The organism is Saccharopolyspora sp. NPDC050389, from assembly GCF_040655595.1.
Taxonomy (GTDB): Bacteria; Actinomycetota; Actinomycetes; order Mycobacteriales; family Pseudonocardiaceae; genus Saccharopolyspora.
Genome location: NZ_JBFAKG010000040.1, coordinates 1 through 23,176, shown reverse-complemented (window position 1 = coordinate 23,176; position 23,176 = coordinate 1). Strand labels below are relative to the sequence as shown.

The 23,176-nt window shown below is 68.8% G+C and carries 23 protein-coding genes; 8 read left to right on the top strand and 15 right to left on the bottom strand.

The window, feature by feature from the left end; genetic code table 11:
* Nucleotides 1-12 precede the first annotated feature (12 nt).
* Both AB0I53_RS25325 and AB0I53_RS25320 read left to right on the top strand, forming a co-directional pair.
* The gene (locus AB0I53_RS25325; RefSeq protein WP_358607632.1) at nucleotides 13-540 is read left to right on the top strand and encodes a type VII secretion system-associated protein; all 528 of its coding nucleotides are present in this window, start codon (nucleotides 13-15) and stop codon (nucleotides 538-540) included.
* Between the two features lie 117 nt (nucleotides 541-657).
* Nucleotides 658-825: a hypothetical protein gene (locus AB0I53_RS25320; RefSeq protein ID WP_358502476.1), complete on the top strand. Its 168-nt coding sequence runs from the start codon at nucleotides 658-660 to the stop codon at nucleotides 823-825.
* Nucleotides 826-1,308: 483 nt separating this feature from the next.
* Here AB0I53_RS25320 and AB0I53_RS25315 read toward each other — a convergent pair whose 3' ends face one another.
* From AB0I53_RS25315 to ribA, 12 genes are all read right to left on the bottom strand, one after another.
* Nucleotides 1,309-2,385, bottom strand: coding sequence for an MSMEG_0565 family glycosyltransferase (locus AB0I53_RS25315; RefSeq protein ID WP_358607629.1), 1,077 nt, complete (start codon nucleotides 2,383-2,385; stop codon nucleotides 1,309-1,311).
* Between the two features lie 43 nt (nucleotides 2,386-2,428).
* Nucleotides 2,429-3,286, bottom strand: a complete 858-nt coding sequence (locus tag AB0I53_RS25310) for a carbon-nitrogen hydrolase family protein (RefSeq protein WP_358607627.1) — start codon at nucleotides 3,284-3,286, stop codon at nucleotides 2,429-2,431.
* A complete protein-coding gene (locus AB0I53_RS25305; RefSeq protein ID WP_358607624.1) occupies nucleotides 3,283-4,749 on the bottom strand; it encodes an MSMEG_0567/sll0787 family protein in 1,467 nt (488 codons plus the stop codon). Before AB0I53_RS25305 ends, AB0I53_RS25310 begins: the two co-directional genes overlap by 4 nt.
* 6 nt (nucleotides 4,750-4,755) lie before the next feature.
* Nucleotides 4,756-5,856 carry an MSMEG_0568 family radical SAM protein gene (locus tag AB0I53_RS25300; protein WP_358607621.1) on the bottom strand — a complete coding sequence of 367 codons (1,101 nt, stop codon included), beginning with the start codon at nucleotides 5,854-5,856 and terminating at the stop codon, nucleotides 4,756-4,758.
* Between the two features lie 10 nt (nucleotides 5,857-5,866).
* On the bottom strand, nucleotides 5,867-6,388 hold the full coding sequence (locus tag AB0I53_RS25295; protein WP_358502466.1) for an MSMEG_0572/Sll0783 family nitrogen starvation response protein: 522 nt from the start codon (nucleotides 6,386-6,388) through the stop codon (nucleotides 5,867-5,869).
* A gap of 38 nt (nucleotides 6,389-6,426) precedes the next feature.
* Nucleotides 6,427-7,254 (bottom strand): amidohydrolase family protein, encoded by an 828-nt coding sequence (locus AB0I53_RS25290; protein WP_358607618.1) that lies wholly within the window; start codon nucleotides 7,252-7,254, stop codon nucleotides 6,427-6,429.
* Between the two features lie 13 nt (nucleotides 7,255-7,267).
* Nucleotides 7,268-8,605 (bottom strand): MSMEG_0569 family flavin-dependent oxidoreductase, encoded by a 1,338-nt coding sequence (locus AB0I53_RS25285; protein ID WP_358607615.1) that lies wholly within the window; start codon nucleotides 8,603-8,605, stop codon nucleotides 7,268-7,270.
* Nucleotides 8,606-8,932: 327 nt separating this feature from the next.
* On the bottom strand, nucleotides 8,933-9,775 hold the full coding sequence (locus AB0I53_RS25280; RefSeq protein WP_358607612.1) for an acyl-CoA dehydrogenase family protein: 843 nt from the start codon (nucleotides 9,773-9,775) through the stop codon (nucleotides 8,933-8,935).
* 274 nt (nucleotides 9,776-10,049) lie between these two features.
* A complete protein-coding gene (locus tag AB0I53_RS25275; RefSeq protein ID WP_358607609.1) occupies nucleotides 10,050-10,685 on the bottom strand; it encodes a response regulator transcription factor in 636 nt (211 codons plus the stop codon).
* Nucleotides 10,686-10,788: 103 nt separating this feature from the next.
* A complete protein-coding gene (gene npdG, locus AB0I53_RS25270) occupies nucleotides 10,789-11,508 on the bottom strand; it encodes an NADPH-dependent F420 reductase (protein WP_358607606.1) in 720 nt (239 codons plus the stop codon).
* Between the two features lie 67 nt (nucleotides 11,509-11,575).
* Nucleotides 11,576-11,797 carry a zinc finger protein gene (locus tag AB0I53_RS25265; protein ID WP_358607604.1) on the bottom strand — a complete coding sequence of 74 codons (222 nt, stop codon included), beginning with the start codon at nucleotides 11,795-11,797 and terminating at the stop codon, nucleotides 11,576-11,578.
* Nucleotides 11,798-11,950: 153 nt separating this feature from the next.
* Nucleotides 11,951-12,589, bottom strand: a complete 639-nt coding sequence (gene ribA / locus AB0I53_RS25260) for a GTP cyclohydrolase II (RefSeq protein ID WP_358607601.1) — start codon at nucleotides 12,587-12,589, stop codon at nucleotides 11,951-11,953.
* 155 nt (nucleotides 12,590-12,744) lie between these two features.
* Between ribA and AB0I53_RS25255 the strand changes: the two genes are divergently transcribed.
* The 5 genes from AB0I53_RS25255 (at nucleotide 12,745) to cofH (ending at nucleotide 18,987) form a co-directional block, all read left to right on the top strand.
* Complete coding sequence (locus tag AB0I53_RS25255) at nucleotides 12,745-14,319, top strand: AMP-binding protein (protein WP_358607598.1); 1,575 nt, start codon at nucleotides 12,745-12,747, stop codon at nucleotides 14,317-14,319.
* Nucleotides 14,320-14,329: 10 nt separating this feature from the next.
* Entirely contained in the window at nucleotides 14,330-15,121 is a 792-nt protein-coding gene (locus tag AB0I53_RS25250) for a nitroreductase family protein (RefSeq protein WP_358607595.1), read from the top strand.
* A gap of 71 nt (nucleotides 15,122-15,192) precedes the next feature.
* Entirely contained in the window at nucleotides 15,193-15,531 is a 339-nt protein-coding gene (locus AB0I53_RS25245) for a hypothetical protein (RefSeq protein WP_235883898.1), read from the top strand.
* Nucleotides 15,519-16,499: a 2-phospho-L-lactate transferase gene (cofD, locus tag AB0I53_RS25240; RefSeq protein WP_358607591.1), complete on the top strand. Its 981-nt coding sequence runs from the start codon at nucleotides 15,519-15,521 to the stop codon at nucleotides 16,497-16,499. Before AB0I53_RS25245 ends, cofD begins: the two co-directional genes overlap by 13 nt.
* A 118-nt stretch (nucleotides 16,500-16,617) precedes the next feature.
* Nucleotides 16,618-18,987, top strand: a complete 2,370-nt coding sequence (cofH, locus tag AB0I53_RS25235; protein ID WP_358607588.1) for a 5-amino-6-(D-ribitylamino)uracil--L-tyrosine 4-hydroxyphenyl transferase CofH — start codon at nucleotides 16,618-16,620, stop codon at nucleotides 18,985-18,987.
* Between the two features lie 69 nt (nucleotides 18,988-19,056).
* Here the strand turns inward: cofH and AB0I53_RS25230 are convergent, their stop codons facing one another.
* The 3 genes from AB0I53_RS25230 to AB0I53_RS25220 all read right to left on the bottom strand — a co-directional run bounded on the left by AB0I53_RS25230 (nucleotide 19,057) and on the right by AB0I53_RS25220 (nucleotide 22,481).
* On the bottom strand, nucleotides 19,057-19,758 hold the full coding sequence (locus AB0I53_RS25230; protein WP_358607585.1) for a response regulator transcription factor: 702 nt from the start codon (nucleotides 19,756-19,758) through the stop codon (nucleotides 19,057-19,059).
* 75 nt (nucleotides 19,759-19,833) lie between these two features.
* Entirely contained in the window at nucleotides 19,834-20,190 is a 357-nt protein-coding gene (locus tag AB0I53_RS25225; RefSeq protein WP_358607582.1) for a response regulator, read from the bottom strand.
* Nucleotides 20,190-22,481, bottom strand: coding sequence for an ATP-binding protein (locus AB0I53_RS25220; RefSeq protein WP_358607579.1), 2,292 nt, complete (start codon nucleotides 22,479-22,481; stop codon nucleotides 20,190-20,192). Before AB0I53_RS25220 ends, AB0I53_RS25225 begins: the two co-directional genes overlap by 1 nt.
* Before the next feature lie 150 nt (nucleotides 22,482-22,631).
* On the opposite strand from AB0I53_RS25220, the gene AB0I53_RS25215 reads away from it, so the two are divergent.
* The gene (locus AB0I53_RS25215; RefSeq protein WP_358607576.1) at nucleotides 22,632-22,922 is read left to right on the top strand and encodes a hypothetical protein; all 291 of its coding nucleotides are present in this window, start codon (nucleotides 22,632-22,634) and stop codon (nucleotides 22,920-22,922) included.
* Nucleotides 22,923-23,176: the final 254 nt, after the last annotated feature.

Here is a 23,176-nt window from a genome sequence, read left to right as displayed (position 1 = left end):
GAGGCTATGGCGATGAGCGGTGGTTCGGCCCTGCCGGCGGAGAACCAGTGGGTGTTCCTGATCGACCCGGCCTGGCAGGAGCAGGGCGGCGATCCGCGGCAGCCGCCCCGCCAGGCGGTAGTGGGTGGCTGGCATGTCGAGGCCGACGGAACGACCGGGCGCTTCCACGCCAACCCCGACTACGTGCCGTCCGGCCCCGGCTCGCCGACCGATCCGGTCGACGCCACGTTGCGGCTGGTGAACAAGGGTGAGGCGGATGCCGGAGCGCTGTTGGCGACGTTGCGCGAGGCGGTGTTCGGGATCGCCGTCGACGAGGAGGGAAATCCGGTCGTCGCGCCGGCGCCGGACGGGGTGTCGTCGATGCTGGTGACCACGGCACCCGCGCACCGGCGCCGGGTGCGGGTCGCGGGTTGGCGGGAGGTCACCGCCGCGGAGCTGGCCGGGTTGCTGCCGGCAGAAGGCGTTGACGTGCTGATCAACCCTGGCGCGCCCGCGTCCATGCGCATCCTCGCGGCTGCGCTCCGGAAAGCCGTGGCGTGAGGCGTCCCAATATTGGTTGCTTGAGCACACCGAGGTCACCGCCGCGGAGATTGACCGGATGCGCGAAATAGTCCGTACCGCAAGGCAGCTCGAGTCGGGCCGTGGCGGTGATCTGGGGTGACAGACCTCGATGCACTGGTTCGGCAGGTCTTCGGCCTGGCCGACGACACCGAGGTCCATCCGTGGGAACGGCATCAACTGATCGACCTCCTCCCGCACGCCAAGCGGAGCGGCCGCCCGGTGACGCTATCGGACCTGATCGATGCTCGCGCTGCGCAGCAGTGACCGACCCCCGCCACCACCCCAACCGGTCCCGAACGAGATCGCGTTCTGATGGCCCGCCCGGACTCGACTGGCCGGCCCTCGGTGGTGACGATTTCGCGCTCCTACTTGCAGGTCTTACACGCAACCTGGAGTCGGTTTCCGCAGGTCGGCCAACCAGTCTGCACCCGCTAGGCAGTGACGAGGCCCCGGACAGCACCTGCACGTCCGCATCCTCCGGGACCGACGACCCCCGCGGCCGCCGACGTCGACTTCTCCGACACGATGATCCTCTCCGCCGAGGCATCGGCGCCTCAGCTTGTCGGATCACCACCGCGCCCACAAGATCGCTGACAGGCTCTCCTGGGAGACGCCGAAGTACTTGTCCTGCGGCATGAGAACGCAGTGCTACGCCGCCAGATTGCACAGGTTCGCTACACCCCCACCGACCGGATATGGCTCTCAGCGCGCGGATTAGCGGTCGCCGTCGTCGCGGCACGACAATGTTCAGCGCAGGGTCCGGTAGAAAGCGATGTGGCGTTCGGCTGCTTCGCGCCAGGTGTGGCGGGCGGCGAGCTCGCACCCGCGAGCCCGTTTCCTCGGGTTGTCGGTGGTTAGGGCGGCACTGAGTTCGGTGGCCAAGGAGTGCGGGGTGTCGCCGAAATGCGCTGCGGTGTCGAAGACTTCACGCAGGACTGGTAGGTCGCGGACGACCAGGGGGACGCCGGCGGCGAGGGCTTCCATCGCGGCGAGCCCGAATCCTTCTTTGGTGGAGGGGAATGCGAACGCTTCGGCTGCGGCGACCAGAGGTGGGAGGTCGTGGTCCGGGAGGGTGCCGAGCAGGATCGGCTCGACGCCCAGTTCCGCGGCTCGGGTCTCCCAGCGGGTGCGGTAGTCGCGGTAGTCGAAGAGGGTTTCGCCGCCGGCGATGACGAGGTTGACGTCTGGGTGCTGGTCGCGCAGTAGTGCGTATGCCTCCAGCAGATCGATCGAGCCCTTGCGGGGTTCGATGCCGCCGACGGTGAGGATGTAGCGGCCGAGCTGATCCTTCCAGCGTGCTCGGGCTTCGGGGTCGGTCGTCGCGAACCGTTGGTAGGCGACCCCGTTGGGGATGACGGTGGCTTTGATGCCCCAGCCGTCGGCGAGTTCGTCGGCGACCGACCGCGAGACGCAGATGTGGGTGTGCGGGGTGACGATGGCCCGCTCGTGGCAGGCGGCCAGTTCCGGGGTGGTGAAGTGGTCGATGTGGTGGACGGTGCGCACGCACCGCCCGACGGCGTTGGCGCTGATGCAGTCCTGGGCGTGCACGACGTCGTACTCGGTCGGTTGGAAGGCCGCGCGCAGCACGTCGATGGATCGCAGGACGCGTTCGCCGACGGTTTCCTGCGGGGGGCCGTCGGGGAACGGCACGATTTGCAGCTTCACCGCCGGGTCGACGGGGCGGTAGAAACCCGTGTCGCCGCCGCGGGCCAGCGTCCACACCGTCACGTCCTCGCCGGCAGCGGCCAGTGCTTCGGCCAGAGCCAGCGTGTGTACGACGCCGCCGCGCGGTTTGGTCGAGTAGCTCAGGAGGGCGATCTTCACGCGTTCCCCTATCGATAGGCGGACGGTCGGCGTTGAACGGTGCTCATGCGTTGATCGCTCCTGCGCTGTGCAGGTAGGCATCCGGGCGCCGGTCGCGGAGGTGTCCCATGAACCGACGGGCGGTCTCCAGAGAACCGGCCACGTCGAGTTCGGCGACGGCCATGCCTGGCGAGACCCCGGTATCGGCGAGAACCTCGCCGCCGGGCTCGACGACCTTGGCGCTGCCCACGAAGCGCAGCGAGCCGAATGAGCCCGCCTGGTTGGCGGAGACCCACACGATTTGGTTCTCCAGGGCCCGGGCCCGGTCGAAGAGGTCGAAGCGGCGCTTCCAGCGGTCCTGCGCCAGATCGCCCGCAGCGTTCGTGCGCGACCCGGGCCAGGCCGAGATGCAGACGCCGATCTCGGCACCGTCCAGGGCCAGCGTCCGCGCCGCTTCGGGGAAGGCCTTGTCGTAGCAGATAAGCATGCCGATCCGGCCTACCGGCGTGTCGAAGGCGTGGAAGCCGTCGCCGGACGAGTAGCTGGCGTCCTCGCTCAACGGCTGGTGCACCTTGCGATGGTTTCCCAGCACGCCGTCACCGTTGACGCACACCGCGCTGTTGTAGCGGCGCCCGTCCGCACCGGCCTCGCAGTAGCCCGTGATCACGGTCATCTCTCCCGCGAGGCCCGCGAGGCGCCGGATCTCGGGTCCGTCCACGTCGAGCGGGGGAGGCCCCGGGTCCTCCGCAGCTCCGGTGCCATCGAGACTGAGCAAGTAGCCGCCCAGGCATGCCTCGGGCAGCGCTAGGAGCTGTACGCCGTCGGCGTCCGCTTGCTTGATCAACTGCTCGATGTGGAGGAAGTCCTGCTCCAGGTCGCGTCCGAATCCGGCCGAGACGGCGGCCATCCGTAGCGTGCTCACGCGTTCCCCAACCCGGTCACCGGGCCGGTGACCACTTGTGTGATCTCCCCGTCGGGCCAGCGCAGCCCGACGCCTGCTCCTACCGTCAGCTCGCCGCAGACCGCACCGACCGCCGGGCCTGCGGGCAGGCCCGGTGCGCCCGGTCGGTCGGTGGTGAGCATCGCGAAGCCGGGGAAGCAGGTCAGCCAGTCGCCGGCGGATGCCTCGCACGGGCGCGGGACGGCCGCGACGTCCAGCACTGCGCCGCAGCCGCTTGCCTCCGCGAGCATGCCGAGCGTGCCGACGATCCCGGCCATCGAGACGTCCTTGGCCGCAGCGGGTCGGGCGGCGCCGATGGCACCGAGCATCGCAGTCAGCTCGGCGGGACTGCGCCGGGTGGTCGAGTCCCACTGCTTTCCGAGGTAGCCCGGTCGCCAGGCTCCGCCGAGGTCGGCGGTGAGCCGCACCTCGTGGCCGGGGTGCCCGCCACCGCCGGGCACCGGGTGGGCGGTGCGGCCGAGTGCGGTCACCGACAGCGAGGCGGGCACGCCGATCTGCGTGTGTCCACCGAGGACCGGGATCCGCCCGTACGCTTGCGCGGCATTCCTGAGCCCGGTGAGGACCCGATCCGCGTGCGAGCTGTCCCGGGCTGCGAGCGCATCCAACAGCCCGACAGGTGCGGCACCCATCGCGGCGAGGTCGTTGAGGTTGACCAGCACCGAGCACCAACCGGCCCATTCCGGGTCGCGTTCCACCATGGACGGCACGATGGCATCGCTGGCGGCGACGAGGTCGCTGCCGGGCACCGGTGCGCCGTCGTCGCCGGTGAACCCCGGCCCGCCGAGCGCGCCGGTCCCGGCGCCGACTGCCAGTCCCGCCAGCAGCGGGCCCAGCGGTGCCTTGGTCGCTGATGTCTGGGCCCCGATCCGGTCGATCGGCCACCGCATCAGCACGTGGGGTGCGCCGGCCTCGACGACGTCGCGGACCCGTCGCCAGCCGAGGCGGGCGAACAGCCGCTTGTTGCGCGGCTGCACCGTCGCCTCGAAGCGGAGTGCGCCTTCGGCCTCGGCCCGGGCACAGGCCGCCCGCACCAGCGCCGGGCCGACCCCACCGAGCCGGCGAGAATTCCGTGCCACGACCAGCCGACCGCCGCGCCACCAGCCGATGTCCGGGCCGTCGTCGACCGGGCCGAGTCGCACGCCGCCGACCACCGCGCCAGTGCGGTCCCTGGCCACGAGCACCACGGTGCGAGCATCAGCATCCCGATCGTCGAAGTCGCTGGTCGCGAAAAGCCGTTGTTCTCCGACGAAAACATCGCTGCGCAGCGCGCGGTACGCCGCCACCGCCGCCGGGCCGTCAGCCTGCTCGATGCGGAACGGCGCCTGCCGAGCCAGGGTCGCGCGATCACCGAGCAGCGAGAGGATGTCCGGAGCCGGTGGTGGGGATCCGGTCCCCGTCAGAGTGAGTACGTCGTCGAACGCCATCCGGGATCACCCGCCCGCCGAGCGCAGCACCGAGCAGGCCCCACAGGCAGCGCAACCCGCTTTCTGATCTCCGCCGGACATGCCGGCGCGCCGCAACCGCTCCGCGACCGCTTCGGTGACGTAGCGCAGCACCTCCGAGCTCGGCGCGCCGATGCCGTCTCGGGCCGCGAGGGTGCCGCGCATGGGCCGGAAGGGCACCACGAACGGGTACACGCCGCGCTCGATCAGAGCCGCCGCACCGTCGATCAGTTCATCGGGGTTCTCGCCCAGCCCGACCAGTAGGTAGGTGGAGACGCGGTTGCGGCCGAAGACTCGCACCGCCTCGTCCCACGCAGCCTCGTACTCGGCCAGGGGGACGGTCGACTTGCCGGGCATCCAGCGGCGTCGCACGTCCTCGTCGAGCGCCTCGACGTGGATGCCGATGGAGGTTGCTCCCGCGTCATGCAGGTCGCGGATCCAGCGCAGGTCGCCCGGCGGCTCGCACTGCACCTGGATTGGCAGTCCGGGGACCGCTTCGAGCACGGCGCGCACGGAGCGCACCAAGTTGCGGGCGCCGCGGTCGGGCCCGGCGGTCGTGCCAGTGGTCATCACCATCTGCCGCACCCCGTCGAGCCGCACGGCTGCTTCGGCGACTTCGGCCAGCTGGGCCGGTGTCTTGGCCGCGACGGTGGCGCCGGAGCGCAGGGATTCCTCGATGGTGCAGAAGCGGCACCGGTCGGATTCGCCGTAGCGGAGGCACGTCTGGACCACCGTGGTGGCCAGCACGTCGGCGCCGTGCAGCCGGGCTATCTGCTCGTACGGAACACCGTCCTCAGTAGACAGGCTGTAGAACTGCGGGCGCTGCACGGGTGAAATTGCCAGGCCGGTGTCCTCCTCACCGAGCCAGACCTTCCCATCGCGAACGGTGTAGGGGCTGGCGGGGTTGGTGGGCAGCGCGGCGTTGGCACCGTCGACGAGGACGTGCCCGTCGTCACTGGGGCCGGCGCCGTCCGGCCGCCGGACCTCGGCGTCCACCCGAATCCCGTGCAGGGCGAGTTCAGCGCGGGTGGTGATCCGCACGTCCACCGCCGTGCTTGTCGTACGCGTCTTGTCGGTGCCAACGCTCACGGTGCACCTCTCAGAGCTGGTAGGTGGAGTTGATGATCGCGCCCTTGCGCGCGTAGTGGATGATCGCGTCCTGCACGTCCAGCGGATGCGCGGGGATGACGCCTTCGATGAGGTCTTCCTCACGCGCACCGTGCAACGACAGGCCGAAGCGGCAGCAGTAGACCTTGCCGCCTTCGGCGATGAAGGTCTTGAGCTGGTTGTTGATGTTGTGCTCGCCGGGGAAGGCGGAGTTGCCCGTGGTCGGGAAGCCGCGGGTGGCCAGGCAGTTGAGAGAGCCGGGGCCGTAGAAGTAGATCGCGGTCTCGAAGCCCTTGCGCAGGGCGCGGGTCGCCTGCAGCACGGCCACGAAGCTCACCGAGGATTCGTGGGCGATGCCGTGTACGAGGGTGAAGTACGCTTCCCCGTTCTCCGCCTGGTAGTCGGGGAAGACCTTGGTGGATCCGTAGATGCTGGATCCTTCCGGCAGCGATGGGTGCGGGATCTCGCCCAGCGACTTCTGCTCCAAGTCGGTGAGTTCGACGGTGTCAGACATGGATGTCCTCCTCATTAGGGATGTGGAAGGGGATTCGCTCAGTCGTAGAGCGCGGCGAACGTGTCGAGGAAGACCCGGTCGCCGAGTTCGCCGTCGCCCGCCGCGGCGTACAGTCGGGCGAACTCGCCCGCGAAGTCACCCCACGGCTGGTCGCTGGCGAAGAGCACGCGGTCGTGTCCGATGCCGCGGTGCTCGATCTCCCGGGCCAGCCAGTGCGGAGCGAACCCGATGGCCCAGGAGAGATCGGTGTAGACGCGCTTGCCAGCGCTGATCCAGTCGAAGAAGCGGGAACCGGCGAGCTTGATGTGCCCGCTCATCCCGCCACCGAAGTGCACCAGATGCACACGCACGCGGTCGGCGTACCACTCCACCAGCTTCCCGACCTCGTCGATGTCCGAAGTGGACCCTGGGGAGGTGTGGACGTGCACCACGAGGTCGTGCCGCTCGGCCGTGGCGAAGATGCGGTCCAGGTGTGGTCGGCAGGCAGGGTCGCTGGGGGAGCCGCCCAACAGGAAACTCAGCTTCAGCGCCCGGACCCCGCTCTCGCCCGCCAGGGCGAGGGCTCCGGCGGTGCGCTGCTCGTCGTCGGACCGAGGCGAAACCCAGAGCCCGGCCCGGACACGATCGTCGGTCTGGGCAGCCTCCAGCACCAGGTGGTTGAGCGAAAAAGCCACAGCCGGGTCGGGCACCCCGTAGTTGGGGAGCACCAGGGCCCGTTCCGTTCCCTCCGCATCGAGGTCGGCCAGCAACTCTTTGATCGTCGCACGGGCGGTGGTGTCCGGGTTCACCGGCGGACCGCCGTAGAACGGGTGTGCGGGCAGCGCGCCGAGGTGGCGGTGACCGTCGTGGACGCGGCGAGTGGTCATCCGGCGGCCCTCCTCAGCACGCCAGCGAGGCGGTGGTCGCGGAGCCGGTGAGCGCGCCGCATATGTCGTTGCTGCTGTGCACCGGCCGCGCCCCAGGCCGCAGCGGGCTGTAGGACACGATCCGTTCGGCGAGGTGCTCCGCATCCTTGCCTACGGCTTCCATCCGCCCAGATCCCCAGGTGTGCTGCCACGGCAGACCGAGGAAGTACAGACCCGGTGCGCTGGTCACACCGCGCCAATGCGTCGGGTAGCCGCGGCCGTCGAAGACGGGCACCTCGATCCAGCGGTAGTCGGAGCGGAACCCGGTCGCCCAGATCACCGAAGTCACCCCGGCCGCGGACAGGTCTAACCGCCCACCCTGCGCTGGATCTGGACGCCACACCGGTACGTACCGTTCCTCCCTCGGGGCGTCAATCCTGCGTTCCTCGATGTAGGTGTCGACCGAGTCCTTGATGGATTCCGCGACGGCATCGGCGGAATCCAGGTTGCGCTCCAGGTCGTCGGCGAACACGGCGTTCGCACCGTCGATGTCGAGCAGTCGTCCGTGCAGCCGCATCCCGTCGTGGGCGAACGAGCGCAGGTCGATGTCCCGACCGCCGTCCCGGCCGGTCACGTAGTGGTTGACGCGTTTGCGGACCAGGGCGGGGTCGTGGAACTCGTCGATGGTCTTGGCGTAGTACCCCATGTCCGCCAGCCAGGCCACGCAGTCGCGCCCCCGGTAGAAGCGGGCGACCCGCGGCGCGTTCCCGACAGCTAGGTGCACTTGACGGCCCGCTAAGTGCAGGTCCTCCGCGATTTGCGCACCGGACTGCCCGCTGCCGACCACGAGCACGGCCCCCACGGGCAGGGCGTCCGCGTTGCGGTAGTCGGCCGAATGCAGCTGGCGGACGGTGCCGGGCAGCCGTTCGGCGATCCGGGGCATGCTCGGTTCGTGATATGCGCCGGTAGCAACGACCACCTGGTCCGCGGTCAGTTCACCGGCAGTGGTGTCGAGGTGGAACAGACCCTTGTCGGTGCGGCGCAGCCGCGTAACTTGGACACCTTCGGCCAGCGGAGGATCGAACGCTGTCATGTAGTCCTCCAGGTACGCCACGATCTCGTCGCGCACCATGAACCCGTGCGGATCCGCTCCACGGTAGGGAAAACCGGGCAGCGAGCACTGCCAGTTCGGGGTCACAAGGCAGAAGGAGTCCCACCGGCGGGACCGCCAGTCGTGTGCCACTTGGTGCGATTCGAGTACCACGTGTTCGATCGCCCGCTCCCGCAGGCAGTAACTGGCGGACAGCCCGGCCTGGCCCCCGCCCACCACAACGACCGGGTAGTGCCCGCCAACAGCACACGCGCGGCTCATCGTGCGCTCCCGTCGGTGGGAAGCAGCGCCTCGACGGTCACATGTGCCGACGGTGAGGTGAATGCGGCTGCGGAGTCTTCGATCCGGGCGAGTTGCGCGAGTTCGACCGATCGGGATCCGACCGCCAGACGTAGCCTGGCGAGTCGGCTTGTGACATCCTTGGCAGTGCCTTTCATTTCGGTGTCCGGTTCCTCTCTGGCTGGCCGCAACCGCGACACGGCGAAAAGTAGCCGCGTCGAACCGCTCGCGAACCCGTTGCACGGGCGCGCGGCGAATCCGTAGGGGAACGATTCACCAGAAGGGCGATCACGTTGACCACGACGTTGTTCAACCGGGCCGCGCGCCGCGTGGGACCGAAGATGCCGGAGGGCGAACTCGTCCTCCAGGAACCACCACCGGTACCGGAATCGAAGAGCATGGCATCCCGAACGCGCCCGACTCACTGCCCGGGCTGTTCGTGGGAATCCTGTTGCCGGGTGTGCTGGCCATTTGCGGTTTCTGATCACCATTCTTCGGGTGCTGCTTCTTGCAGGGGGTCGATTGTCGGGTTTCCGTCACGGGGTGTCGCGAGAATGTGCGACAGTTGTTGCGACCACTGCGTTTTCTCGGTTCCCAACGAGAATTCGACAGCCGTAGTCGCTGCACGTCATCGGTGCCGACGGGAGCGACGGTGTGGTAGGCGTCGCGTAGGTAACGCTCGATCCAGTTGTGAGCGAGCAGGCCGTATGCGCCGTGTGCTTCCATCGCGACCCGGGCGGAATCCAGGACGGTGCGGGAGTTGACGAGCTTGGCGTTGATCAGTTCAATGTCGCATTGGATTCCGCGGTCTAGGAGAGACGCGGCGTTATAGGTGGCGAACGCCGCACTGATGAGGGTGCTTTGCATTCTGCCTAGCTTGCCCTTGATCACCCCTAGATTGGCCAGCGGCTTGCCGTACCGTCGTTGGGATTTCGTGAAGGTCACGGTGTCGTCGACGACAGCACGGTGAATTCCCAGGGCGACTGCTGCGAGGTTCAAGCGGCCCACGAGAACACTGGTGGAGTAGGCGACATCCAGGCCACGCCCCTGCTCGCCGAGCAGGTTTTCCCGATGCTCTTCGAGCCCATCACGCCCCTCGAGCTTCTCGGCCGCCGCCCATGGCGGCGGGCAGGAGTGGCCGCGCAACTTCACGACCTTCTCCTTGAATACCGACGAGAAGAGCGAGCGACCTTGACGGTGCAGCCCGCAGCTGGTCCCGCCCAGCACGCTTATGCCAGCTGGGGCTCGCGTAAGGTCGCGCAAAAGCGGAACCCGTTGCCCGAGGCCCCAATCTTCCGATGTGCTGATCAAAGATCTCCAGCAATGATCAACTCGATCTCGGGTTTTGGGATCCATCGGCTGCCGACGATGCCACCTGCACCTTCGAAACCACCCGCAGCTGCGGCCTCCAACCTCTGCCCAAGCCCTACAGCAGGCCCAGGACGCGGGCTTTGGCGATGGCTTCGATCCGGTTGCGGGCGTCCAGTTTCCGCAGCGTGTTCTGCATGTACCCCTTGACCGTGTTCGGCGAGAGGTACATCGCCGCGGCGATCTCGGTGGTGCTCTGGCCCAGCGCGGCCCTGCGCAGCACGTCGTACTCCCGCGTGGTGATCGGTCCGCGAACCTTCCGGCGACCTGGCGAGTTGGGTAGCCGATCCCCGCGAGCGACCGCCAGCAGGGTGTGCATGATCTCGCCGCGACCCGCGTCTTTCGACAGCACCTCGCACGCCCCGGCGTTCACCGCGGCTTTCGCGATGGCGTGCTCCGGGGAGGCAGTGAAGACGACGGTGCGGACGTGCGGGTCCCTGCGCCGCAGCTCGGTGATGATCTCGGGCGCCAGCAGATCGCTGAAACGCAGGTCGAGCAGCACGACGTCCGGATGCGTGCGGGTGCCCGCTTCGATCGTTTCGCCCCCCGTCCCCGCGGTGCCCACCAGCTTGAACGCTCGGCCGCCCCCCAGCAGCAGGCTCACGCCGTACCGCACCACCGGAAGGCGGTCCGCGACGAGCACTCGGACCTGCGAAGAGTTCCTCTGTTCGTCGACGTGACGCTTCACTTCCATGGCCGCTCCGTTCCGTTCGAACGGCCCGGGCCAGGATTCCCGGGACCGGTCCAAGCCGATGACCGGGCACGGCCCGGCCACCTCGACAGCGATCGAGAGGTGATCAGCGGGCTGAAGCCCCCGGGACATCGGTCACCCGGACGCCCGCATGCGCCCGGTACCGGCGGTTGATCGAGATCAGGTTGGCGGTGAGCGCCTCCACCTGGCGGGAGTTGCGCAGCCTGCCCGCGTAGATCCCGCGCATGCCCGGGATGGTGTCCGCCAGTTCGATGACCGCATCGGTGGCGGCCCGGTCGTCACCGACCACCATCACGTCGGTTTCCACGCTTGGCACCGAAGGATCCAGCAGCAGCGCTGCGGAAACGTGGTGGAAGGCGCCGACCACGCGGCTCTCGGGGCAGATCCGCTGGGCTTGCAGGCAGGCGCTGCCCTCCGGCACCTCCAGCGCGTGGGCACCGCCTTTGTCGAATCCCATCGGGACAACGCAGTCGACGATGATCTTCCCGGTCAGCTCATCGGCCACTTTGGACAGGATCGCCTCGTGGCTGTCCCACGGAACCGCCACGACGACCAGGTCCGCGCGCGCCGCGCACTCCGCGTTGTCCATGCCGGTCGCGATGGGGAGGTCTCGTGCGATCGAACGCGCCCGATCGGCCGATCGGGAGCCGATCAGGACTTCGCGCCCGGCCAGGCCGAGCCGGCGGGCCAGGCCGCGCCCCTGGTCGCCGGTGCCGCCCAGCACACCGACGACCATGTCGGCTTGGCCCAGCGGGTCGTTCTCAGCGGCGTGCGGGGCAGGCACCTCGGCGTTCTCCTTCATCATCGGAGTTCCTAGTCGGGTAGTTGGGTAGAACTTCTGGCTGTTCGCCGGCCTCCGATGAACGGTTCGGCTACTGGCGGGAGGCGAGGACCTGCCAACACGCCATGCAGGTGTCCTCGCGTACCCAGGCGATCTCCGGCGCGATCCGCTGCAACTCGTCAGTACTGACATCGACGCCGCACAACGCCTTGGCGACCAACCCGGGTTCGGCGTTTCGTGCGGCCCGATCGAAGGCGTGCCGACCACAGCTGACCGGCTGCCACCGCCCGATCTTCGCACCATCAGGCAACATTTCGACTCCTTCCGCTGATCGACACTGTCCGCTGACAGGCAATCTGGGAATTTGCTGCGACTGCCCGCTCGCCCGTCGCCCGTGGCCGTGAGGCCCGCGCCGGTGACTGCCGGCCACTGCGAGACGCCTTGCGCTCGGGTCAGGTGCCCGCCGTCAGCGCGCGAGTGTGATGGGCAGGTCGAGGAGGTGCCCGAGGCGGTCCCGCTTCGCGGTGAGGTAGTCGATGTTGTGCTGGGTGGGTTGCGTTTGCAGGGGCACCCGCTCGACTACCGGGATGCGGTGCTGCTGGAGGGCGTGCTGCTTGTCCGGGTTGTTGGTCAGCAGCCGAACGCGTTGCACGCCCAGTTCGGCGAGGATCTCCGCGGCGACCCCGTAGTCCCGGGTGTCGACCGGAAGCCCGAGGCGCGTGTTGGCATCGACGGTGTCCAGCCCCAGCGACTGCTGGAGCTCGTAGGCCTGGAGCTTCCAACCGATGCCGATCCCGCGCCCCTCCTGCCCGCGGAGGTACACCACGACACCCCGGCCCGCCCTCGCGATGGCGGCCAGCGCGGTCCGCAGTTGCGGACCGCAGTCGCAGCGCAGGGAGTCGAACAGATCACCGGTCAGGCATTCGCTGTGGATGCGGGCCAGCACGGGTTCGGAACCGCGCACCTCGCCGCGGACCAGCGCGACGTGCTCGACACCGTCCGCGGCGCGGTAGGCCACCGCCTGGAAATCGCCGTGCGGCGTGGGAATGGTCGCCCGACCTGAACAAGTGGTCGATCCGGTGGTGTCCACTGCGGGATGGGACATCGTGCCGCCTCCCTGACATTCGAACCGGACGCGGCGTCCGGTCAGTGACGTTGCCGTCGATCACGGTATGCACCGGCGGAGGTCGAACCGTCCGGGCAATGAAATGTTGATAATTCCTTGAGAATGCTCTGATCTCGCCGGGCAACGCTGTTGCCGTGCTCACAAGAACGCTGACCGCCGGTGGCGGGCGGACCCTGCACGGCTTGCTGGCCTGGCACGCCACCTACGCGCCCCGCCGCCCCTTCCTCGCCTTCGAACAGGAGCCGGGGCAGGTGCGCACGACCAGCTACGGCGAATTCTTCCTGCGGGCCCGGCAGGTCGCCGGTCTGCTCCGCGACGCCGGGATCCGCCCCGGCGACCGCGTCAACGTGCACCTCACGAACCAACCCGAGTTCTACGAGAGCTGGTTCGGCGCGGCGCTGGCGGGCGCGGTCCTGGTGCCGACGAATCCGCTGGCGAGCCCGGACGAACTCGGCTTCGTGCTGCGGCACGCGAACTGCCGAGCGGTCATCACCGAGCGGGATCTGCACCGAGTGGTGGTGGAGGCCGAGGCCGGAACACCTGTTTTCGTGGTCGGTTCCGGAGGTGCGGACGACTTCGACGCATGTGTCCGTGCCAGCGCACCGCACTCGGCGGTCGACGGCATCGACACGGCTTCGGACCGGATCGCCGGCGTGCTCTACACCTCCGGAACCACTAGCCGTCCCAAAGGGGTGCTCGTCTCGCACGCCGCCTACGTCGCGGCCGGCGAGACGGTCGCGGGTCAGTTGCGGCTCCGGCCGGACGACCGCCAGCTGGTGGTGCTGCCGCTGTTCCACGGCAACGCCCAGTACTACTCGACGATGTCTGCGCTGGTCACCGGCACGTCGATCGGCCTGGTGCCCCGGTTCAGCGCTCGGCGGTGGTCGGCGCAGGCCGCGGCGCTCGAAGCCACGGTCACGAGCCTGTTCGCGGCCCCCATGCGCATGATCTTGGCGGCTGAACCTTCGGAGCACGACCGCAGGCACCGGCTGCGGGTCGGGATGTTCGCCCAGAACGTCTCCGAAGCGGAACTGCTGGAGTTCGAGGGGCGTTTCGGCGTTCCCATGGTGCAGCTGTACGGGATGACCGAGACCGTCACCCCGCCCACCATGGGGCCGCTGCACGGAGATCGCCGACCGCACAGCATCGGCCGCCCGGTCCCGGGAGCCGTGCTGCGGATCGTCGACGACTGGGGGAAGGACGTCGAAACCGGCGAGGCGGGCGAACTGCTGGTCGGCGGCGAGCCGGGCCGGACGCTCATGACCGGCTACCTCGACGACCCGGAGTCGACCGCGAAAGCGTTGCGCGACGGGTGGTTGCACACCGGGGACACCGTGCGCGCGGACCCGGACGGCTACCTGCACTTCGTGGACCGGGCCAAGGACGTCATCAAGCGGTCCGGGGAGAACGTGGCGTCCGCCGAGGTCGAACGCGTGCTCAACGAGCACCCCGCGGTCTTCGAATCCGCGGTCGTGGCCGTGCCCGACGCGATGCGGGACGAAGCGGTCAAGGCGTTCGTGGCCCTGCACACCGATGCCGAGGCATCCGCCGAGGACCTGCGGCACTGGTGCGCGCAGCGGCTCGCGAAGTTCAAGGTCCCCGAGTTCATGCAGTTCGTCGACCGTCTGCCGCGCACCTCGGTGGGAAAGATCCAGAAGCACCTGCTGCGCAACGACGAAGAGTCTTCCGGCAATTCGCCGGGAAGGTGAAGGGAGAACCATGGAGTTCAAGAAGGTCGTCGGCACCCGGCGGTCGATCCGCTACTACCAGCCGTGGCGCCCGGTGGAATCGGCGAAGATCCAGAAGGTGCTGGAAGCGGCCCGCCTGCAGTCCAACCACGGCAACGCCCAGCTGATCCGCAAGGCCGTCGTCGTGGTCCGGGACGAGACGCCCAAGGAGATCTGGGACGGGCTCTGCGAGGCGCTGTACAACCAGCCGGCCGCGGCGCAGGCCCCGGTGCACATCTACTGGACCATCGACATGAGCGGCTGGGAGAGCATGCGTCCCGAACTGCTCAAGTTGATCGAAGTCGGCGCCCTGACCTCCAGCTACGGCTGGAGCGAGCAGTTCGTCGACGAAGTCCCGATGAAGACGCCGGACTTCAACGTGATGGCCGGTGACATGCGTTTCGCCGAATGGCTGAGCGCGATCGAGATGGGCCTGGCCATCGGGTCCACCCTGCTCGCAGCTGTCGACGAAGGGCTGGGCACGGGCTTGTTGACCGGCAAGCGCGACCGCATCCGCGAGCTGCTGGGCATGCCGGAGCACGCCACCCCGGCACAGATCCAGCTGCTGGGCTACCCGGCAGAGGACGCCGAGGCGGGCGGTCAGCGGCCGCGCCCGGACTTCGAGCAGCTGTACTTCCGCGGCAAGTGGGGCGAGAGCTTCGAGCGCGACCCGGAGGTCGTGCAGGAGCTGATCGAGGCGGGCGAGATCCAGGCGGCTGCCCCGCAGCCGTGGCGCAAGGCGGAGATCCGTGCTCTGGCAGGGCTTTTCGGCCTGCCGGAGTGACGCGTCGGCGGCGATGTCGCGCTGCCGACATCGCCGCCACCCACCGCCGCAGTTCCACTTCGGGAGAGTCAATGTCACAGGATCTGTTCACCGACTTCGAAACCGTTCGCCGCTACGCCGACCAACTCGACTCCGACCTGACCGAGGACGAGCGCGCGGACCGCCTCGACACGCTGCGCAAGTTCGCGGAGTTCGTCGAGCGCACCCCGGACGAGATGGTCGCCGAGATCTTCAACACGCAGACCCGGAAGTACCGCAAGCGCGGCTTCTACGCCACGAAGATCAAGGAGTTCTCCGAGCAGCTCGACGTGCCCAGGGGCCAGCAGGTCGCCAAGGGCAACGTCATCCGCGCGTTCTTCATCGCCAACGGGCGGCGCGTGCCGCCGGAGATGCCGGAGTGGTTGATTTGATCACGCTGCTCGGAGGCGGGATCGGGGCCGCCCGGCTGTGGTGCGGCATCGCCGAGATCGCCGAGGAACCCCTGACCTTCGTCGTCAACACCGCCGACGACCTGTGGTTGCACGGCCTGCGCATCTGCCCGGATCTCGACACCGTCCTGTACGCGTTGTCCGGTCGCCAGGACACCGAACGCGGGTGGGGGGTGGCGGACGAGACCTTCCGGTGCATGTCGGAACTCGGCGGGCTGGGCGAGCAGACCTGGTTCCAGCTGGGTGATCGAGACCTGGCCACCCACCTGCTGCGCACCGGGATGCTCAAGTCCGGTCGCACGCTCTCGGAGGCCACCAGCCGGCTGGCCGCCGGCATGGGCGTCCGCCACCGGGTGCTGCCGATGACGGACGCCGAGGTCAGCACGTTCGTCCGGGTGGCCACCGGCGAAACGATGCACTACCAGGAGTTCCTGGTGCGCCGTGGCGCGCGGGACGAGGTCGAGGCCGCGAACTACCGCGGGATCGCCGATGCGCGCCCGGCCGCCGGCGTGCTGGAAGCCATCGAGCGCTCCAGGCTGGTGATCCTGGGACCGAGCAACCCGGTGGCCAGCGTCGGCCCGGTGCTCGCCCTGCCCGGTGTGCGCGATGCGCTGCGCACGACCGCGGCCCAGGTCATCGCGGTGACCCCGGTGGTGTCCGGTGTCCCGATCACGGACCCGGGTGAGGCCGGCCGGGCGCGCAGCCGAGCGGCGCTGCTGGCCCAGCGCGATCTGCGCCACAGCGCGGCCGGTGTCGCGTCGATGTACCGGGACATCTGCGACCTCTTCGTCGTCGACGAGGCGGACGCCGGGGAAACCGTGGAGATCGCCGCGATGGGCATTCGAACCGCCACGATGCCGACCCTGGTGAACACGCCGCAGGACGGCGTCTCGCTCGCCAGGCAGGTGCTGGAGGTCTCGGCCGGCGCTGGGGCTCTGGCGGGGACGTAGCAACCTACGGCTCGCCCGAACCAGGTCCTCGACGAAGAGCCCGTGCGGCATGGGGTGGTTGGCGATTTCGCGCGAAATCGCCGCAGAACCGAACCGCGCAATCGCGAAGGAGTATGGAATGGAAGGAACGGCGCGTGACCTGCTGCGGCTGCCGCTGGCGGAGTTGCAAGCGATGGCGCGGGAGCGGCGGGATCGCACCCGCGGAACCACGGTGACCTACTCGCCGAAGGTCTTCATCCCCCTGACGAAGCTGTGCCGGGACCGCTGCGGTTACTGCACTTTCGCAACGGGGCCGCGGAGCCTGAGCGCCCCCTACCTCACCCGGGAGGAGGTCCTGCGGATCGCGGTCCAGGGTGCTGAGGTGGGATGCCACGAGGCGCTGTTCACCCTGGGGGAGCGGCCGGAGCTCCGGTACCCGGGAGCGCAGCAGTGGCTGACCGAGCACGGCTACGGATCCACTGTGGACTACCTGGTCGCGATGTGCGCGACGGTCCTCGCCGAGACGGGTGTGCTGCCACATGTCAACGCCGGTGCCCTGACCGGTCCGGAGATGGCCGCGCTGCGGCCGGTGTCCGCGAGCCAGGGCATGATGTTGGAGTCCCTGGTCGAGGACCTGCCCGCGCATCGCGGGGCCCCCGACAAGGTCCCGGCGCGTCGGATCGCGACGTTGCGCGCGGCCGGAGAACTCGGAATCCCGTTCACCACGGGCATCCTCGTCGGCATCGGGGAACGCGACGACGACTGGATCGCGGCGTTGCAGACGATCGCCGAGATCCACCAGGAGTACGGCCACATCCAGGAAGTGATCGTGCAGAACTTCCTGCCGAAGGCCGACACCGCCATGCGCGATGCGCCGCCGTGCTCCCCCGAGCGGCACCAGCGCGCGATCGCGCTGGCGCGCGTCCTGCTGCCGGACGACGTGCACCTGCAGGCACCGCCGAACCTCAGCGACGACCCGGGAGCGCTGCTCGACTGCGGCATCGACGACTGGGGCGGCGTATCGCCGATCACCTCCGACCACGTCAACCCGGAGCGCCCGTGGCCGCACCTCGATCGGCTGACGAGCGTGACCGAGGAACGTGGCCACCGCCTGGTGCCCCGCCTGCCCGTCTACCCCGAGTTCGCGGCGGCCCCGGAGCGCTGGTTGCACGAAGACCTGCACTTCCCGGTGCTGGACCGGTCCGACGCCGCCGGGCTGGGCCGGGACGACCCCGGGCCGATGTTCCCGGAGCGGGTGGCCGCCGCCAAGAACGTCGGCGACGGAGCCGAGGTCGTGCTCATCGGGCGCCGTTCGGGCACCTGGGTCAGCGGCGGCACCGTCGATCCGCCGGTGCTGGTCCCGGGGCCATCGGGTGCCATCCCGTCCGCGGCAGTGCGGGAGGTCCTCGATGGTCACGCCGAGGGGCACGAGCTGGGGATCGGCGAGCTCGTCACCCTGCTCACCGCCCGCGGACCGGATGTCGCCGCGGTCGCGGAGTACGCCGACCACCTCCGCGCCGAAGTGGTCGGGGACCACGTGACCTACGTGCGCAACCGGAACATCAACTACACCAACGTGTGCACGTTCCGCTGCCGCTTCTGCGGATTCGCCAAGGGCCAGTCGTCGCTGAACCTGCGCGGGAAGCCGTACCTGCTCGGCCTGGACGACATCGCCGAACGCACCCGGGAAGCGTGGCAGGCCGGAGCCACCGAGGTCTGCCTGCAGGGCGGTATCCACCCTCGGTTCGACGGCGACTACTACATCGACGTCGCCCGCGCGGTGAAGGAAGCGGTGCCGGACATCCACGTGCACGGGTTCACCGCCCTGGAGGTCTTCGAAGGCGCTCGCCGACTGGACGAGCCGCTGCGCGACTACCTGCGCAGGCTGGCGGACGCGGGATTGCGCTCGCTGCCGGGAACTGCGGCCGAGATCCTCGACGAGCCGGTCCGCCGGCTGCTCTGCCCGGACAAGATCTCCACCGACCAGTGGCTGGAATGCCACGAGACGGCGCACGAGGTGGGCCTGCGGTCCAACATCACCATGATGTTCGGCGCGATCGAGCAGCCGATCTCGTGGGCGAGGCACTTCGTCGCGACTCGGGACCTCCAGCGCCGGACCGGCGGGTTCACCGAGTTCGTCGGGCTCCCGTTCGTCCACATGGCGGCACCCATGTACCTGCGCCGTGCGGCCAGGCGCGGGCCGACCTGGCGGGAAGTGGTCCTGGTGCACGCCGTGGCCCGGATCTTCTACCACGGGTTGATCGACAACGTTCAGGCTTCTTGGGTGAAGCTGGGTGCTCCGGCGCTCCGCCAACTGCTGCAGGCGGGTGTCAACGACCTCGGTGGCACCCTGATGGACGAGAACATCAGCCGCGCCGCGGGTGCCGCGCACGGGCAGATGATGGGCGAAGCCGATTTCACGGCGCTGCTCGCGCCGCTGGGACGTGACCTGGTGCAGCGCACGACGCTGTACCAGCGGATCCCCGCCGGACTCGCCGTGGGCGCCTGAAGCGGCTCGCGAAACAGCTCTGGACCGGCTGCGGACCGGGATGATCCGCAGCCGGCCCAGAGCCGGCCCCTACGGTTCGAAGCGGTACCCGACCCCGCGAACGGTCCGGATCCGGCGGGGGCGGGAGGCGTCGTCCTCGATCTTGTGCCGCAACCGGTGGATGTGCTCGGTGACCGTGGACTCGGCCTGCCAGTCCGGCGCGGCGTGCCACACCGCCTGCAGCAGTTGCCGTCGGGAGAAGACCTGCCGGGGAGCGGATGCGAGGTGCCCCAGCAGGTCGAATTCCTTCGCCGTGAGCTCCACGACCGCGCCGTTCACGATGACCTCGCGCGTGCCTCCGTCGATGACGAGGCCGTCGAACTCCTGCCGCGATCCGCCGCGCTGGTCGCGGCCGCTCCTACGGAGCACGGTCCGCACCCTGGCGACGAGTTCGCGGGAGGAGAACGGCTTGGTCACGTAGTCGTCGGCGCCCAGCTCCAGGCCCAGTACCCGGTCGGTCTCCCCGCGCCGCGCGGTGAGCAGGATGATCGGGATGTCCCCCTCGCCGCGGAACTGGTGCAACAGATCCAGGCCGTCGACACCGGGCAGGCCAATGTCGAGCACCACCAAGTCCGTCCGATTCCGCCGGACGTGCTCGAAAGCCGCTCTGCCGTCCCCGGCTTCGCTCACGTCGAACCCGCCTTCGCGAAGGGCTTGGGCGGCCAGCCGCCGGATGCGCTCGTCGTCATCAACGACCAGCACGGCGTGGCCGGACGCGCGTGTGGGGAACATGTGTGGTGCGGCTCCTTCCAATCGATCGGTGTGCGTCGTGGACCAGTTCTCGTCGGACTGGTCGGGCGTCTCAGGTCAGTTCCCGGGCAAGGGGCAGCGGAGTTCGCGAGCGAGGTCCTGCAACCTGAACGGTTTGCGCAGCAGTCCGGAGAAACCGGCCTCGCGGACGCGTCCGTCGAGGTCCGGATCCGCGCTTCCCGTGCTGGCGATCATCGGAATCCCGTTGTGGCGCAGCATGTCAGCCAGGGCGAATCCGTCCATTTCGGGCAGTCCGATGTCGACGATGACGACGTCGGGCCGGTGCGCGTCGACGGCCTGCTGGGCGCTCGACGGAGCGCCCACGGCGAAGGCGACGCAGCGCAGCGCGGCGAGCTGGCGGACCAGAAGGTCGCGCATCCGGTGATCGTCCTCGATCACGAGCACGCGCTTCATCAGGTCGCGTTCGCTTCCCCTGGAATCGGCAGCTTCCGGTCGAAGATCTCCAACAGCTCGGAAAGGTCGACCGGGATGCGGAGGAAGTACGGTGCCCCGACGTCGTCGGGCGGCGCCGCCGCAGACGTGTCGGTGAGGCACACCACCGGCCTCTCCATGGTCAGCGGATGCCGGCGGACGAGGCTCAGGAGGCTGCGCGACCTGTCGGTGTCGTCAAGGTCGATCACCACCAGGTCGGGGCGTTCGAAGCGGATCAACTCCTCGACCTCGCCGTAGAACTGGTACACGCACCGCAGCCGGATGCGCGGGCGCGCCCGTTGAGCTTCCGCGACGGCCTCGATGCTGTGCAGGTCGCTGTGCAGGTACAACACCACGGGATTCTCGCCGCAGCGCTGCGGCGGGACCCACGGCGTGCGCACCACTTCGCCTGCCTCATCGTGCCGCGGAAGTTCGACCCAGAACCTGGAGCCGACGCCCGGTTCGCTGTCGGCGGTCATGCGGCCGCCCATCGCGGTGACGAGCTTCTTGGCGACAGCCAGGCCGAGGCCGTGGCCGGGCGGGTCCCCGGGCTGCACACCTGGGCGCTGGAACGGGGCGAAGATGCGAGGGAGGTCGGCCGGTGCGATGCCGCGCCCGGTGTCCTCGACGACGAGCCGGGTGAACTCCCCAGCCGGTTCGGTCCGCACCGTCACCAGGCCGCCCGGCCGGTTGTACTTGATCGCGTTGGTCAGCAGGTTCAGCAGCACCTGGCGCAAGCGCTGACGATCGCCGACGACGACGGACTCGCGGCTGGTGGCCAGCACTCGCAGCGCGACGGCATTGCGTTCGGCCACGGAGCGTATGAGCGCCAGGCTGTCGCCGACGACCTCCGCCAGGTCGATCGGCTCGGACCGGATGGGCAGCCGGCCGGCATCGGCGTGCGTCATGCACAGCGTGTCGTCGATCAGCCGCTCCAGGTGCTCCGCAGCGTCCATGATGTGCCGCGCGCAGTCCGCGGCGCCGTCCGTGGGCAACCCGCCCTGGGTGAGCAGCTCGGCGAAGCCGAGCACTGCGGTGATCGGGGTGCGCAGCTCGTGGCTCAGTTGGGAGACGAACTCGCTCTTGACGAGGTTGGCGCGTTCGGCCGCCTCGCGGGCTCGGGTCTCGCGTTCGATGCGCAACCGGTCGGTGATGTCGCGGAGTTGGAGGCACACGAACCGGGTGCGGCCCTCGGAGTCCTTGACCGGGGAGATCACCACGATCGCGGAATGCAGCGTGCCGTCGGCGTGCCGGTACTCGTGCACCTTGAGGTAGCTGGTCGACGTGCCGGCGACCAGCTTTCGCACCGCGGCGCGCACTTCCGCGGAGCCTTCCCCGCTGATCAGGTCGGACACGTAGGTGCCGTGGAGTTCGTCCACGTCGTACCCGGTGTCGGTGCACAACGCGGCGTTGACGTGGACCAGCCGCCCGTCCCGGTCTCCCAACGCCATGCCGATGGCCGCGTCGGTGAAAGCGCTGCGGAACCGCTCCTCGCTTTCGTGCAGCGCACCGAACAAGCGGTGGTGCTCGATCGCGACCGCGGCCAGATGGGTGAACCGCTCGACGACCACTAGCTCCTCGACGCTCGGGCGGTGCGGAGTGTTGTGGTACACCGCGAAAGTGCCGAGGACGTCCGAACTCCGTGGACTGACCACCGGGGACGACCAGCATGCCCGCAAGCCGTGGCGCACCCCGAGGTCCCGGAAGGCATCCCATCGCTGGTCTTCGAGGATGTCGCTGACGATGACCGGTTTGCCCGCGAAAGCGGCGGTTCCGCACGACCCGGCCACGGGGCCGATGGACATGCCGTCGATCTCGGAGATGTAGCTGGCGGGCAGAGTCGGCGCCGCCCCGTGGTAGAGCCGGCTGCTGTCCGAATCGAGCAGGAGTATCGAGCAATGGGTGCCGGGCAGGTGCTGTTCCATTCCGCTGGCGAGCCTGGCCAGTGTCGCGGAGAGTGGTGCTTTCCTGGCGATCAGTTCGAGCACGGCCGATTGGCAGGTCAGCAGATTGGCCGCATCCAGGAGGTTGGTGTTGCGGAGCGTGATCGAACTCCGCAGTGCTCCGGCGCGTGAGATCGCCTCTGCGATCGTGCGGAGACCTTGTCTCGCGGAGGCCGGAAGCTGTTCGCTCTGGGCCAGCAGCTCGGCTGTGCCGAGCGCCACGCCGAGTTCGTTGCCCATGTCGTGGAGCAACTGCCGATGCTCACCGCTGCTCTCCGCGGATGAGTCGGAGTAGCGCGGATGCCGCTGCGAGGACTTCCTCGTATCCATCGTTGCTGCTCCCCGATCATTCACACAACGTGACAAGAATGTACCGGCGCGTGGTTTGTTGTCACAACAGGGATCTGTCCAACTACGGTCCGTGTCCCACGATGTGGAGGTCCGGCAATGCCGAAATCCGTTCCGAGGTGGCAGGAAGCGTTGGAGCGCAAGGTCGGGATGGACGATGCCGAGCGGCGCAGATGCCTGGCGGCCTTGCTGGAATTCTGCGCCGAGCATCTGGTCGAACCGGACGAATTGCTCGAAAATTGGTTGAAATATCCAGAACTTACAGTTCGTCGCAAATTGGCGCCGGAGGAAGCGCGACCGGTGGCGAACATTCCGGTGGAGAGCTTCCTCATCCACAACGGGGTGAACATCTTCGGTGATCTCGTCTGCCTGCCCGGTAGGCCGGAGGATCTCCGCGACCAAGGGTCCCGGTTCGTCGGCTGATGTCTTCGTCCCATTCGGACGGATTCGATCTGGTGAGGATTACCCCTGCACGTTCCGAACCGCCACCGCGCGGCGGGCGTTCCGGAAGGGCGGCGGCGGACACTCAGGTCTGAAACCGCCGTCCGGGTCCACCTCGTCGTGGCCGGGACGTCACCCACGCCGCTGTTGGTTGTCGCAGGGGGACGTGACGATGCGCACCTGGAAGTCCGCTCGGCGATCGAAGCCCCGGAAGGGACAACTTCCCGATTCGGGAC